The organism is Pseudomonas sp. EL_65y_Pfl1_R83, from assembly GCF_963970695.1.
GTDB classification, from domain to species: Bacteria; Pseudomonadota; Gammaproteobacteria; order Pseudomonadales; family Pseudomonadaceae; genus Aquipseudomonas; species Aquipseudomonas tritici.
Genome location: NZ_CAXAQI010000007.1, coordinates 139,012 through 153,721, shown reverse-complemented (window position 1 = coordinate 153,721; position 14,710 = coordinate 139,012). Strand labels below are relative to the sequence as shown.

Annotated in this window: 11 protein-coding genes and 2 pseudogenes; 5 read left to right on the top strand and 8 right to left on the bottom strand. The window is 54.8% G+C overall.

The window, feature by feature from the left end; all coding sequences use genetic code 11:
• The first annotated feature begins 76 nt into the window (after window positions 1-76).
• Window positions 77-367 (top strand): fructose-bisphosphate aldolase, encoded by a 291-nt coding sequence (locus tag AACY08_RS12680; protein ID WP_339469832.1) that lies wholly within the window; start codon window positions 77-79, stop codon window positions 365-367.
• Between the two features lie 56 nt (window positions 368-423).
• Here the strand turns inward: AACY08_RS12680 and AACY08_RS12675 are convergent.
• Window positions 424-546 (bottom strand): annotated as a pseudogene (locus AACY08_RS12675) (fructose-1,6-bisphosphate aldolase); the annotation flags it as partial.
• Between the two features lie 669 nt (window positions 547-1,215).
• Here AACY08_RS12675 and AACY08_RS12670 point away from each other — a divergent pair.
• Genes AACY08_RS12670 through AACY08_RS12660 form a run of 3 tightly spaced genes read left to right on the top strand, consistent with a single transcriptional unit; the run spans window position 1,216 to window position 5,064 of the window.
• Window positions 1,216-2,247: a SagB family peptide dehydrogenase gene (locus AACY08_RS12670; protein WP_339469720.1), complete on the top strand. Its 1,032-nt coding sequence runs from the start codon at window positions 1,216-1,218 to the stop codon at window positions 2,245-2,247.
• 14 nt (window positions 2,248-2,261) lie between these two features.
• Complete coding sequence (locus tag AACY08_RS12665) at window positions 2,262-3,863, top strand: carbamoyltransferase C-terminal domain-containing protein (protein WP_339469719.1); 1,602 nt, start codon at window positions 2,262-2,264, stop codon at window positions 3,861-3,863.
• Window positions 3,847-5,064 (top strand): MFS transporter, encoded by a 1,218-nt coding sequence (locus AACY08_RS12660; RefSeq protein ID WP_339469718.1) that lies wholly within the window; start codon window positions 3,847-3,849, stop codon window positions 5,062-5,064. The genes AACY08_RS12665 and AACY08_RS12660 overlap by 17 nt, the downstream gene beginning before the upstream one ends.
• A gap of 152 nt (window positions 5,065-5,216) precedes the next feature.
• Here the strand turns inward: AACY08_RS12660 and ltrA are convergent.
• The 7 genes and pseudogenes from ltrA to tkt form a co-directional block, all read right to left on the bottom strand.
• A pseudogene (ltrA, locus tag AACY08_RS12655) lies at window positions 5,217-6,640 on the bottom strand (group II intron reverse transcriptase/maturase).
• Window positions 6,641-7,122: 482 nt separating this feature from the next.
• Window positions 7,123-8,187, bottom strand: a complete 1,065-nt coding sequence (gene fba, locus AACY08_RS12650) for a class II fructose-bisphosphate aldolase (RefSeq protein ID WP_076953202.1) — start codon at window positions 8,185-8,187, stop codon at window positions 7,123-7,125.
• 251 nt (window positions 8,188-8,438) lie between these two features.
• The gene (locus tag AACY08_RS12645; protein WP_339469717.1) at window positions 8,439-8,771 is read right to left on the bottom strand and encodes an MliC family protein; all 333 of its coding nucleotides are present in this window, start codon (window positions 8,769-8,771) and stop codon (window positions 8,439-8,441) included.
• A 47-nt stretch (window positions 8,772-8,818) separates the two neighbouring features.
• Window positions 8,819-9,046, bottom strand: coding sequence for a hypothetical protein (locus AACY08_RS12640; RefSeq protein ID WP_339436135.1), 228 nt, complete (start codon window positions 9,044-9,046; stop codon window positions 8,819-8,821).
• 29 nt (window positions 9,047-9,075) lie between these two features.
• Window positions 9,076-10,239 carry a phosphoglycerate kinase gene (locus tag AACY08_RS12635; protein ID WP_339415308.1) on the bottom strand — a complete coding sequence of 388 codons (1,164 nt, stop codon included), beginning with the start codon at window positions 10,237-10,239 and terminating at the stop codon, window positions 9,076-9,078.
• A 17-nt stretch (window positions 10,240-10,256) separates the two neighbouring features.
• Window positions 10,257-11,312 (bottom strand): erythrose-4-phosphate dehydrogenase, encoded by a 1,056-nt coding sequence (gene epd, locus AACY08_RS12630; protein ID WP_339469716.1) that lies wholly within the window; start codon window positions 11,310-11,312, stop codon window positions 10,257-10,259.
• Between the two features lie 140 nt (window positions 11,313-11,452).
• Window positions 11,453-13,450, bottom strand: a complete 1,998-nt coding sequence (gene tkt, locus AACY08_RS12625; protein ID WP_339436136.1) for a transketolase — start codon at window positions 13,448-13,450, stop codon at window positions 11,453-11,455.
• 259 nt (window positions 13,451-13,709) lie between these two features.
• Here tkt and AACY08_RS12620 point away from each other — a divergent pair, with 259 nt between their 5' ends.
• The gene (locus AACY08_RS12620; protein ID WP_339415305.1) at window positions 13,710-14,705 is read left to right on the top strand and encodes an ArsR/SmtB family transcription factor; all 996 of its coding nucleotides are present in this window, start codon (window positions 13,710-13,712) and stop codon (window positions 14,703-14,705) included.
• The last annotated feature ends 5 nt before the right edge of the window (window positions 14,706-14,710 follow it).

Here is a 14,710-nt window from a genome sequence, read left to right as displayed (position 1 = left end):
TAGTCCTAACGAGCCCACAGATCATTCGCACTCTTGAATACGCCAACGATTCGTGTGGGAGCCGGGCTTGCCCGCGATGGCGGTGTATCAGCCGACATCCTCAGAGACTGACACGCCGCCATCGCGGGCAGCCTTGCTCTTAATCGACAGCGACGCCCCGTTGCGGGACCGCCATTCCTGCTTGCGAGAACGTCTCAACGCCGTCCTCGAACACCTCAACCTGATGGCCTGCTCCTGCCTGCAGGACTTTGGCAAACGCGACCTGAACAACGTAGCCAATACGGCGCGCATTCTGGTGCAGGACGTGAGTGATGTATTCCGGGTGATCGAGCACCGAAGCTTCGATACAGCTGACGCCGCTTTATAAAGTCCATCCGAAAAAAAGCCCGCATCGCTACGGGCTTCTTTTTAAATGCTTAAGGCTTAGTTCACCTTAGCGTTCAACTCACCTTTCAAATACCGCTGATACATCGCCTCCAACGAAACCGGCTTGATCTTCGAAGCATTACCGGCGGTACCAAATGCTTCATAACGCGCGATACACACGCGGTTACAGGGGCAAGGGTAAACACAAGCTGAAGTTGTATATCAACGCTCAAATTACACATGTGACATTTGATATCCTCGACTAAAGTGTCGGATTGAGCACCCCGAAAGGAAAAAATTGAACCACAACGACAACGAAACTCCAGGCCAATATGCAACTGGATATTACAGACTTGTATATGAATCAGCATTTTTATAAATCAACGGTGGAGCGAGATGTAGGAACTACCAATCAGAATCATCCGACAACCGCCTATAAAAATACACAAAAATTCAACTGAAAAAAATCACACTCCAAGAATTGAAGTTGACAATCACAATGGCCCCTCATACGGTTTAAGCGCATCGCACATCCGCGAATGCAATAACGCTGAGGAACTATATATGAAACGTGTAATTATAGAACCGACACTTATCAATCAGTCAAACGACGCGTACCAAACCCCTCACTTTTCAATTAAGACAATCACTGTACCCAGGTACACATTCATTCCCAACTATGGGGAGCGCATTGTCGCGACCTCTAGTAGTAGAAAGTTAGCAGTCAAATAATAATGTACCGCCTGGGCTTCGGCTCAGGCTGCCACTAAAAATGAACCTCACTACTGGATGGTCACGCGGGTATGTGCAATGCGAAAAAAAAAATGGCTCTCGAACGACATATTTCTTATGCTTAAAGATGGCGTGGCTTACTTGTGGGACTATAAAAATCACGTCCAATACCAAATAAGTACTAGAGAATTTGAGCGGCTCGTAAGTTTTTCCGCAGGCGATTTCGTATCGGATACAGCTGATGACATATCCATAGACACATCCGGGCTCCTATATGAAGCAAAACCAACTGATGAATGGGGTTGGGACGTGCTATCCAAAATATTCCATACCGGGACATCTCACCCCAATCCTCCAACCCCAGACAAGCCTGAAATGTACAGCGAATATGCTAAAAGTTACTTAAATTTCTGCAAATCAATTCATAAGAGCGAACCAAATATCTCTTTAATAAAAGGAGGTAAAAGAACGTTATTGCCAGCTCCAAACATCTCAGCCATTAAAGAAGCTAGCCTTTGGGAAACTCTTTTAGCACGTCATACCTGCCGAGATTTTTTTGATACTTCAGTATCTATATCATCACTGGCAACCATATTGTATGGAACGTTGGCGGATAAAAAAGAGACCGATTACGACGCTCCGGTCGGAACACAAAAATTTGGTTTCAGAAGGACGTCCCCCTCAGCCGGAGGTTTACAGGCGACGGAGGGTTATGTATGGGTACGCAATGTCGAAGATCTTGCACCCGGCATTTATCATTATATAAGTGAACAGCATACTCTTGAGAAGGTAAACGACCTTCCGCCTGAAGTAATATCTACTTATTTATGCGGCCAACACTGGGCAAATAACTTAGCATTCGCAATATTTTTCACCTCGCGCTTTGACAAGCTTTGGTGGAAATACCCACACTCTCGTGCCTATCGCCCAATGCTGCTGGACGTAGGACACCTGTCACAAACCGCAAATTTATTGATCACAGCGCTTGGATTACATCCTTGGTTGACCGGCTACTTTCATGACAAAGAGATAAATGAGCTCTTAAAGGTCAACGTCCCCTCGGAACACGTCATTTTTTTGGTGGGCGCGGGACACGGAACGGGTAGTTCATACACTACAGAAGTCAGAGCGCTGCTAGACGGAATCTGATGAGAGGACTGAGCATGGTCAGCGTAGACAATAATGACATTGTCATTCTAGGCTTTAAAGATGGACATGACGGGGCGGTAGCCCTAATTATTGGTGACCACTTGGAGTTTTCTGTAGAGGCAGAAAAGGATAATGGTCTTCGTTATTCAAGCGTGACACCAGATGCACTTTTGAAAATTCTTCACATGGTTAACAAACCGCTCGACATAGTAGCTCAGAGTGGGTGGCGTAAAGGACCAAGCACAGAAAGTGCAACTATTGGTGCAGGTTATTCGGGACTAGAAAAGATCATCTATCAAAAACGTTCCATATTTGGTCACGACATTACTTATTTTTCATCCTCCCATGAGCGCTCACACCTTTTATGCGGATACGGACTTTCACCCTTTCCACAAGGACAACCCTGTTACGCATTACTTTGGGAAGGCCACTTCGGCGCATTCTATCGAATCGATGAAAACGTAAATATTACCAAACTAGGTAGTGCACTTGAAAACCCTGGGGACAGATTTGCTTTTTTGTATGCGCTCGCAGATCCGACTTTTAATCTGGGAGCGGGACAAATTCGCTTAAGTGATGCAGGTAAACTCATGGCACTGGCTGCTTATGGAGAAAAGGATGATATTGATGAGGACGCCAGACACATAATAGCGACATTACTCGACAAGAACATGGACTTTAGAACGTTTCACAAACGCCAGTTTCACAACAACATATACTACAATATTGGATTTGATGACCCCAGACTAGCATCACTTGCACACCACCTTTCAAACGCAATTTTCAATCTATTTCGTGATTTTGCACAGCAACTAGTCTTTGATAAAGCACCTCTGTTAATTGTTGGTGGATGCGGATTAAATTGTGACTGGAACTCCAAATGGAAAGAGACACAACTATTTTCTGACGTATTTATTCCTCCGTGCACAAACGACAGCGGATCTGCAATTGGAACTGCGATTGATGCACTATTACATACTAAAGGACTTGCCAAGATAACGTGGTCACCCTATGCAGGTGAGCTATCACAGACTGATACAGATAACACAGGCACCTTCATTAGTGAGCCCTACGATATGCGACATGTAGCACAATTGCTTCATGAAGGCTGCATATTAGGTTGGGTACAAGGCAGATATGAAATGGGGCCTAGAGCCTTGGGAAATCGCTCAATATTAGCGGCGCCCTGGCCTAGAAAAAATCTCGATAGATTGAACAAAATCAAGAAGCGCGAGGATTTTCGTCCTATTGCGCCAATTTGTTTAGAAGAATGCATGGATGAATACTTCTACCCGTCTAACCCTTCACCTTTCATGCTGGAATTCCGCAAAGTCATTTCAGCTAAAATTCCGGCGGTTACGCATGTTGATAACTCAGCGCGTCCTCAATCAGTCAACAAATCGCAGAATCTTCGTATGCATCAGTTGCTAACCGCTTATCGTGACGTGTCAGGAGTTGGCGTACTGTGCAACACCTCCCTAAATTTTAACGGACGCGGTTTTATAAATAGATTGAGCGACCTGCATCGCTTCGCCAGCGAGCATGATCTTGACGGATTCGTCTTTGAAGACAGCCTTTTTCTAAATTCAGATCGACACGATGAAAACATCAAGTAAACTTATTTATGTGCAGGCGCTATCCAGTCTTTCACTATGGCTTGATCTTTTTTTGATCTTCACGGTTCCCGTCTATTTATGGCACGCCTCTCCTTCCTCGATAGCATTTCTGGCTTTTTGCCTGGGCGCCCCAATGTTGTTGCTGGGTCCTATTGTAGGAACGCTTATAGATCGACATGACGTAAGAAAAACGCTGGCATTTGGCGCCTTACTCCGCGCGATATCTACTGTAGCGCTCGCAGTATCTCCAGATTTTCAATTTTTCTTGTTTTTCGTTATTTCGAAAGGGATATCAAATTTATTTTATTTCCCTTCGATAACCGTTATGGTTCGGCAACTGGTACTTACTGAAGAACGTAAATCATTTTTCAGCCAAATCAGTGTATATGATCAATCCTCCAAAATTTTCGCACCGCTACTGGCAGGTATGTTAACAATACTATTGCCACCTAAAGACCTATTCTTTTTATCGGCCGCCGCCGTTTTTTTAACCTTTCCGCTCCTAAGGTCCATTTGCCAAGTATTCCGAACGCACGTTAACGACTCCTCTATAAAACCCCTACCGTTCTATCGTGACATAGCCAGGGGATTCGCTATATTTAACGCATTGCCGTTTCAACTACGCATTGGTTTTTTGTACTCCCTACTCACTTCGCTGGCGTTAGGAGTTTACGACCCGCATGTGGCATCCTTTCTAGCCCATGAAGGTTTACCTCCGGTTAATTTTTCAGTAATCGTCTGCGCAACAGCCGCAGGAGCGATAGTTGCCGCACTGCTGATGAAGTTAAAATTAAGCAATGTTGATGAGATTTTACTTCGGTCGAATGCATTAGTTGTGTTCTCTGCCGCGTTAATCCTGACTGCGGCCTTAGTATTTTTCCAAATACCTGGAAGAGCCTATCTCTATCCGGTAGTTTGGTTTATGAATGGCTTCGGCTACGAGACGTTGATAATTTCTTCGAACATAATCCTTCAACAATTATGCCCTTCTGACAATATTGGAAGGGTCTCCATGTCCTTCAGAAGCATCCAAATGCTGTGTGTTATCACCGGGCCATCTTTAGGAACACTGCTAATAATCGCAGGTGGCCGCCCAGCGCCTTTTGTTGTGGCTGCATGCCTGGCATTTTTAACTGCATCAGTGTCAATTGCAGTCTATTTATATTTTAAGAAAAAACAGGCGCCCAACCCTATTGGCTAGTGCCCTGCGGGCAGCGTCTAAGATCCATTATCTCTCAGTGAACCACCGCTCATTCAAATTTGCCCAATCAAATTTCAACCCATCGAGTAGGAGGCGGATTCACATCCGCCGTCCTCTCACACCACCGTACGTACGGTTCCGTATACGGCGGTTCAGGTTATACGGTTAAGTCGGTTTATCGTGTCCAGTATCGAGACCAGGCCGAGGTTGTCCCATCGTTTCTTCGCCAGCGCCTGATTCATATGTGACGCTCCCGAGTTCCACCATGGGCCGCGGCCGTTGAACGCTGATTTGCAGGCCCGCTCCTCTTTGAGTCCCAAGCGCATCAGGTTGCGCGCCCTCGTGGAGGGCCACTTCCATTGACGCCAGAGGACGCAGCGAAGCTTGCGCCGCACCCAGCCGTCCAGTTCTTCAAGTGGCCTTCTGCTTCGGCTAAGCTGGAAATAACCCGCCCAACCGCGTAGTACCGGGTTTATTCGCTCGATGATCGTAGCCATCTTGCAACCCTGTGCGCCGTGCAGCAGCTCTCTGAGCCGATCACGCAAGCGATTCAGGCTCATCGTTGCCACTTTCAGCTTCGGCTGTTTATGCCAGCTCATCCCGTAACCTAAGTAATCACAGACCCATGGCCGTGCCACGCGGCTCTTTTCCCGATTCAGCGTTAGTTTCAAACGCTGATTCAGGAAGCGCTCAACCCCGGCCAGCACTCGTTCGCCAGCACGGCGACTGCGCACATAGATGTTCGCATCGTCGGCATAACGCACAAAGCGATGCCCCCGCCGCTCCAGTTCGCGATCGAGTTCGTTGAGCAGGATGTTCGACAGCAACGGCGAGAGCGGGCCGCCTTGCGGCGTCCCCTCCTGCCGTCGGCTGACGATCCCGCCCGACATGATTCCGGCTTCGAGGTAACGACGGATCAGCCTGAGCACCCGCCTGTCTTCGATTTGACGCTCGACGTAGGCCATCAATACATCGTGTGTTGACCCGATCAAAGAATTTCTCCAGGTCAAGTTCCACGCACCAGCGGTGGCCCGCCGCCACATGGGCGCGGGCAGTTTCAATGGCTTGATGAGCGCTTCTACCCGGACGAAAACCGTAGCTGTAATCCGAGAACAGAGGGTCGAAGATCGGCGTGAGCTGTTGCAGCAGGGCCTGTTGGATCAGGCGATTCACGACACAGGGAATGCCCAACTGCCGTGTTCCACCTTTGGGTTTTGGGATTTCAACGGCGCGCACACCTTGCGGGTGATACACGCCGGCCAGCAACCGAGCCTTGAGAGTCGGCCAATACTGTTTCGTGTAGTCCGCCAGTTGATCGACCGTCATGCCATCGGCACCCGGTGCGCCCTTGTTGCTGACCACACGTTGATACGCACGCCTGAGGTTGGCCGGTGCAAGCACCCGCTCCATCAGCGTGTCCGGCTCCGCGTTCGTCCACGTCACAGACGCCGCCGATGCCTGCGCACTGCCAGCCGCAAACCCTGGATTCCGTCCAGAGCTTGGGGTTATAGCCCTCTTGTGGAGAGATTTCTGCTTTTCGGACATTCGACGAGACTCTGACGCCTACTGGCGGCATAACCTGTTCGGCCCTTGGTGGCGTGGTTTTTTTTCCGCCACTTACTACGGCCTCGGCTGACTTCTGCAGGTTCATCCCGTCGCCTCTCGGCGCTCGGTAGCACGATGGCAAACCTGCAGATCTCCCAGGGTAATTCGCGCGACCTTCCTGCTTATGCCTGTCGGATATACGTCACAGCGCTCCGTGCAAGTATCGGGCTTTGACGATTGTGGCCGTCTTACCCCGCTGTGCCGCCTCATCCGCTTCCTGTTCGTCAGGCCAGCATTTCGCCTCGGGCTTCCTTCAGATTCGCAGTCACCCGCGACACCCTTGCCTCTGGCTAACACTTCCCCTTGCCGGGTGTGTAGAGGACTTTCACCTCCAAGTCGTTCGGCTCACCACCACAGTGAGCTGAACAGCGCCAGTCACGGCGCTACGCGCCATGCCTGGCGCACCACAAAAAAGCCCGCATCGCTGCGGGCTTCTTTTTAAATGCTTAAGGCTTAGTTCACCTTAGCGTTCAACTCACCTTTCAAATACCGCTGATACATCGCCTCCAACGAAACCGGCTTGATCTTCGAAGCATTACCGGCGGTACCAAACGCTTCATAACGCGCGATACACACATCACGCATGGCGGTCACGGTGGCGCCGAAGAATTTACGTGGGTCGAACTCGCTCGGGTTGGTGGCCATCAGGCGACGCATTGCGCCGGTGGAGGCCAGGCGCAGGTCGGTGTCGATGTTGACCTTACGCACGCCGTACTTGATGCCTTCGACGATCTCTTCAACCGGCACGCCGTAGGTTTCTTTAATGTCGCCACCGTACTGGTTGATGATCGCCAGCCACTCTTGCGGGACCGAGGACGAACCGTGCATCACCAGGTGGGTGTTGGGGATGCGTTTGTGGATTTCCTTGATGCGATCGATGGCCAGTACGTCGCCGGTCGGTGGCTTGGTGAACTTGTAGGCGCCGTGGCTGGTGCCGATGGCGATGGCCAGGGCGTCAACTTGGGTCTTCTTCACGAAGTCGGCGGCTTCTTCGGGGTCGGTCAGCATTTGGCTGTGATCCAGCACGCCTTCAGCGCCGATGCCGTCTTCTTCGCCGGCCATGCCGGTTTCCAGGGAACCCAGGCAACCCAACTCGCCTTCAACCGACACGCCGCAGGCGTGGGCCATGGCCACGGTTTGTTGGGTCACGCGTACGTTGTAGTCGTAGTCGGTTGGGGTCTTGCCGTCTTCGCCGAGGGAGCCGTCCATCATCACCGAGCTGAAGCCCAGTTGGATGGAGCGCTGGCACACGTCAGGGCTAGTGCCGTGGTCCTGGTGCATGCACACCGGGATGTGCGGGAATTCTTCGATCGCGGCAAGGATCAGGTGACGCAGGAACGGTGCACCGGCGTATTTGCGCGCACCGGCGGAAGCCTGGACGATCACGGGGGAGTCGGTCTTGTCAGCGGCTTCCATGATGGCGCGCATCTGCTCAAGGTTGTTGACGTTAAAGGCTGGGACGCCGTAGCCGAACTCGGCTGCGTGGTCCAGCATTTGACGCATGCTGATAAGTGCCATTGTGTTGTCTCTCCCGGTCGAGGGTCGTTAATCGTGCAAGCCTGCCGTAGCGGCGGCTGCTATTCAAGTTATTGCCGGCCAGGTTTTGTAGGCCTGTCCTGCTGAATCGTTATTGCAGTGTCAGGTTCGCAACTTATGTCACTTTGGAACCGGATTTACTGTGGGAGCGGGCTTGCTCGCGAAAGCGGTATGTCAGCTAACACATGCATTACAGACCCACCGGCTCCCACATTTGATTTTCATTGATCTCACTATTGGGCCTTGCAGCCACGCCCAATCAAATCATCGGTGGCAACCCAGTAAACCAGGCCTTCCTCACCTTTTGTGTGAAACGCCAATTGGTCGTTGGCATACAGCACGCCCGAGGCAGCGACGTCCTGTTTAAGGCGATAAACCTGATCGGAGCCGCCTAGGCGCACGTCCACTTCAGATTTGGCCGGGTTGGCAAAACGCCAGTTGACCTCGGCCTTGCTGTCGCAGGTCCAGGTGGTCCACTTGTCGGCAGTTTCTGCCTTGTTGAACATGCTCATGCTGCTGCAGCCGGCCAACAGGGCCAGGGCTGCCAGGGCGAAAACGACTTTCATTGCCAATCCTCGTGAGGCGACCGATGGCCGCCAGTTGATCAGACCCGTCAAGGGCAACCCTGTTCCTGACCGTTGGGCGCGGAGTCGTATTGCTCCAGCCGCTCGTTGCCAAGGCGCTTGTTAATCACCGGCATGGTCTCGGCTTGCCAGTCAGCCTGGTAGCAGCTTTTTTTCGGCTGCGCTCCAGGCTTTCCAGGCTCAGGCGCCGCGCTTGGCGTGCTACCGCAGCCGACCAGCAGGCCCGCTGCAATCACCAACGCCAATGACTTGATCATGGGAATACTCCTTTTCCGGATCACGCGCCTTAACCTTTGGCTCGGGTTTCCAACACTTCAACGGCAGGCAGCACTTTGCCTTCGACGAATTCAAGGAATGCGCCGCCACCGGTAGAAATGTAGGAGATCTGATCAGCAACGCCATATTTATCGATGGCGGCCAGGGTGTCGCCGCCGCCAGCGATGGAAAATGCCGAGCTTTCGGCGATGGCCTTGGCCAGCACTTGGGTGCCGTTGCCGAACTGGTCGAATTCGAACACGCCAACCGGACCGTTCCACAGGATGGTCTGCGAAGCCTTCAGCAACTCAGCGAAATTGGCTGCAGTTTGCGGGCCGATGTCCAGGATCATATCGTCGTCGGCTACGTCGGCGATGAGCTTGACGGTGGCTTCGGCGCTTTCAGCAAACTCCTTGGCAACCACCACGTCGACCGGCAATGGCACGCTGACTTTGGCGGCAATGGCGCGGGCGGTGTCGAGCAGGTCCGGCTCGTACAGGGACTTGCCCACCGGGTGACCGGCAGCGGCCAGGAAGGTGTTGGCAATACCGCCGCCGACGATCAACTGGTTGCAGATGGCGCTGAGGCTGTTGAGCACGTCCAGTTTGGTGGACACCTTGGAGCCCGCCACGATGGCGGCCATCGGTTGCGCCGGAGCCCCCAGCGCCTTGCCCAGTGCATCCAGTTCGGCAGCCAGCAACGGGCCAGCAGCGGCGACCTTGGCGAACTTGGCCACGCCGTGGGTCGAGCCTTCAGCGCGGTGGGCAGTGCCGAACGCGTCCATCACGAACACGTCGCACAACGCAGCGTATTGCTGGGCCAGTTCGTCGCTGTTCTTTTTCTCGCCTTTGTTGAAGCGCACGTTTTCGAACAGCACGATGTCGCCGGCTTTAACGTCGATGCCACCCAGGTAGTCAGCCACCAGCGGTACGTCGCGGCCCAGGGCCTTGCTCAGGTAATCGGCGACAGGCTTGAGGCTGTTTTCGGCGGAGAACTCACCTTCGGTCGGGCGACCCAGGTGGGAGCAGACCATCACGGCCGCGCCTTTTTCCAGGGCCAGCTTGATGGTCGGCAGCGAGGCCAGGATTCGCGCATCGCTGGTGACAACACCGTCCTTGACTGGGACGTTGAGGTCTTCGCGAATCAGTACGCGCTTACCTTGCAGATCGAGGTCGGTCATCTTCAACACGGTCATGGGTCGCAGTTCCTGAATTACTGTTGAGGTTGTTTGGAAGCTATTTGCAGATAGTGCTCTGCAACGTCGAGCATTCGATTGGCAAAACCCCATTCGTTGTCGAACCAGGCCAGGATGTTTACCAGCCTGGGGCCGGAAACGCGGGTCTGGCTGGCATCGACAATCGCCGAATGCGGGTCATGATTGAAATCACAACTGGCGTGGGGCAACTCGGTGTAGGCCAACAAACCTTTGAGCGGACCGCTGGTGGCGGCGTCGCGCAGGATTCGGTTGACCTGCGTCGCATCGGTGTCGCTGACGGTCTGCATCGTGATATCCAGACAGGACACGTTCACCGTCGGCACCCGTACGGCTTTGGCCTGGATTCGCCCGGCAAGTTCCGGCAGCAGTCGCTCGATCCCGCGCGCCAGGCCTGTAGACACCGGAATCACTGATTGAAACGCCGAACGCGTGCGGCGCAAGTCTTCGTGATGATAGGCGTCGATCACAGGCTGGTCGTTCATCGCCGAGTGAATCGTGGTGATCGACACGTAATCCAGGCCAATCGCCTGATCCAGCAGGCGCAACAGCGGCACGCTGCAGTTGGTGGTGCAGGAGGCGTTGGACACCAGCAACTCGGCGCCGGTCAAGCAATCCTGGTTGATGCCGTAGACGATGGTGGCATCCACGTCCGCCTCACTGGCCATCGGCTGGGAAAACAGTACACGCGGTGCGCCGGCGTCGATAAAACGCTGGCCGTCGGCGCGGGTGTGATAGACACCGGAGCACTCCAGCACCAGGTCGACGCCCAGCGCTTTCCAGTCGATACCTTCGGGGGTGGCACTGCGCAAGACTTGCACGCAGCTGCCATTAATATGCAGACAGTCGCCCTCAGCCCGCACTTCGCCGGGGAACCGGCCGTGGGTGGAGTCAAAGCGTGTCAGGTATTCGATGCTGGCCATGTCGGCCAGATCGTTGATCGCGACAATTTCAAACCCGGCTGCCGCCCCTCGCTCGAACAGCGCACGCAAGACGCAACGACCAATGCGGCCGTAGCCGTTGAGTGCAACTTTGTAGGGACGCGGTTGGGGCATGGGGTTCTCGATTACCGTGGGTAATGGGGTGAATGTGCCGCCGCCTTCGCGAGCAAGCCCGCTCCCACATTAGATTGCATTCCAATGTGGGAGCGGGCTTGCTCGCGAAGAGGTCAGTACAGCCACCTCAATCTACAGCCTTAGTCTTCCAGCAGCTCTTCAGCCTGACCCAGGATGTTTTCCAAGGTAAAGCCAAACTCTTCGAACAATGCTGGCGCCGGCGCCGACTCACCGTAGGTGGTCATGCCGATCACGCGGCCTTCCAGGCCCACGTATTTGTACCAGTAGTCGGCGTGCGCCGCTTCGATAGCGATACGCGCGCTGACCTGCAACGGCAATACCGACTGCTTGTAGCCCGCGTCCTGGGCTTCGAACACGCTGGTGCACGGCATGGACACGACGCGTACGTTGCGGCCTTGCTCGGTCAGCTTGTCGTAGGCCTGAACGGTCAGGCCCACTTCGGAACCGGTGGAGATCAGGATCAGCTCCGGCTCGCCAATGCAGTCCTTGAGCACGTAGCCACCACGGCTGATGTCGGCGATCTGCGCGTCGGTACGCACTTGGTGCTGCAGGTTCTGACGCGAGAAGATCAGCGCCGAAGGGCCGTCCTTACGCTCGATCGCGTGCTTCCAGGCCACGGCGGATTCGACGGCGTCGGCTGGGCGCCAGCAATCCAGGTTCGGCGTGGTGCGCAGGCTGGTCAGTTGCTCGACCGGCTGGTGCGTCGGGCCGTCTTCGCCCAGGCCGATGGAGTCGTGGGTGTACACATGGATCACACGCTTCTTCATCAGCGCTGCCATACGTACGGCATTGCGCGCGTATTCCATGAACATCAGGAAGGTTGCGCCGTAAGGCACCAGGCCGCCGTGCAGGGACACGCCGTTCATGATGGCGCTCATGCCGAACTCGCGCACGCCGTAGTACATGTAGTTGCCGCTGGCGTCTTCAGCCGAGACACCTTTGCAGCCTTTCCACAGGGTCAGGTTGGAACCGGCCAGGTCAGCCGAACCGCCGAGGAACTCAGGCAGCAGCGGGCCAAAGGCGTTCAGGGTGTTCTGGCTGGCTTTACGGCTGGCGATGGTCTCGCCCTTGGCCGCAACTTCGGCGATGTAGGCCGAGGCTTTTTCCGAGAAGTCGGCAGGCAGGTCGCCAGCGAGGCGGCGAACCAGCTCATTGGCCAGCTCTGGGAATTCGGCGGAGTAGGCAGCAAAACGCTGATCCCACTCGGCTTCGGCCGCCAGGCCTTTTTCCTTGGCGCTCCACTCGGCGTAGATGTCGGCCGGGATGTCGAACGGGCCGTGGTTCCACTTCAGCGCCTCACGGGTCAGGGCGATTTCCGCGTCACCCAGTGGGGCGCCGTGGCAGTCTTCTTTACCTTGCTTGTTCGGCGAACCGAAGCCGATGGTGGTCTTGCAGCAGATCAGGGTCGGCTGCGCGCTCTTGCGGGCGGTGTCGATGGCAGTCTTGATCTCTTCCGGATCGTGGCCGTCGACATTGCGGATCACCTGCCAGTTGTAGGCTTCGAAACGCTTAGGGGTGTCATCGGTGAACCAGCCTTCGACTTCGCCGTCGATGGAGATGCCGTTGTCATCGTAGAAAGCGATCAGCTTGCCCAGGCCCAGGGTACCGGCCAGGGAAGCGACTTCGTGGGAAATGCCTTCCATCATGCAGCCATCACCCAGGAACACGTAGGTGTGGTGATCTACGATGTCGTGGCCAGGACGGTTGAATTGCGCGCCCAGGACTTTTTCAGCCAGTGCGAAACCTACGGCATTAGCCAGGCCTTGGCCCAGGGGACCGGTGGTGGTCTCGACGCCTGGGGTGTAGCCGAACTCCGGGTGGCCCGGGGTGCGGCTATGCAACTGGCGGAAGCTCTTGAGGTCATCGATGGTGACGTCGTAGCCGGTCAGGTGCAGCAGCGAGTAGATCAGCATCGAGCCATGGCCGTTGGACAGCACGAAGCGGTCACGGTCGGCGAACGACGGGTTGCTCGGGTTGTGTTTCAGGTAATCACGCCAAAGTACCTCGGCGATATCCGCCATGCCCATCGGGGCACCGGGATGGCCGCTGTTGGCTTTTTGCACGGCATCCATGCTGAGGGCACGAATGGCGTTGGCACGCTCACGACGGCTGGGCATCGCTGATCTCCTGAGGTTTGAATATAAAGAAACGGAAAAAAGGACCGGCATTTTCCCTCAGCCACCGCTTGCGGGCAATGACAGATAGTCACTTGGGCGGTTTTTCCTGTGCTTTGGACGCCAATCCCCTGCATAAACCTTTAACCGGTTCGTCTAAAGGTTATAGCGGCTGCTTGTAACCACCACTTATCGACCAATATCAAAACTTTTTGATATTGGCCTTGCGGGGTTATCCACCCATCACTAGACTGCTGGCCTTATGAATCTACCGATGCCCTCACTGCGCCCCGACGACGGCGATGAACTGGCAGCCTTGTGCAAGGCCGCCGGCGATCCTCTGCGTTTGAACGTATTGCGCGCGCTGACCAACGATTCCTTTGGCGTACTGGAACTGGCGCAGATCTTCGCCATTGGCCAGTCCGGCATGAGTCACCACTTGAAGGTATTGGCCCAGGCCGACCTGGTAGCCACCCGCCGCGAAGGCAATGCGATTTTCTACCGCCGCGCCCTGCCCCACACCGAACTGCTCGGTGGCAAGCTGCACGCCGCCCTGCTTGAAGAAGTGGACAGCCTGGAGCTGCCGGGGGATGTGCAGTCCCGCATCGGTCAGGTCCACGGGCAGCGGGCTGCCGCGAGCCAGGATTTTTTCGCACGGGTTGCCGACAAGTTTCGCGCCCAGCAAGACCTGATTGCCGGCCTTGCCCAATACCGCGACAGCGTACTGGCGCTGCTCGACAAGCTGAGCTTCAGTGATGAGGCCACGGCACTCGAAGTCGGCCCAGGCGATGGCGGTTTCCTGCCGGAACTGGCGCGGCGTTTTCACCAGGTCACGGCGCTGGACAACAGCCCGGCGATGCTCGAACTGGCGCGCCAGCTCTGCGAGCGCGAGGCACTGGGCAATGTCCGCCTGCAACTGGCTGATGCATTGAATAGCACAGCGATTAAAGCCGACTGCGTGGTGTTGAACATGGTCTTGCACCATTTCGCCGCCCCCGCCGACGCGCTCAAACAAATGGCCGGGTTGCTGCACCCCGGCGGTAGCCTATTGGTTACGGATTTATGCAGCCACAACCAGAATTGGGCCAGGGAGGCCTGCGGTGATCTCTGGTTGGGTTTTGAACAGGACGATCTGGCCCGTTGGGCCACCGCTGCGGGACTCGTTCCCGGGGAAAGCCTCTATGTAGGTTTACGTAATGGTTTCCAGATCCAGGTCCGCCATTTTCAGCGGCCGGCTGGCGACACTCACCATCGGTAAAATCA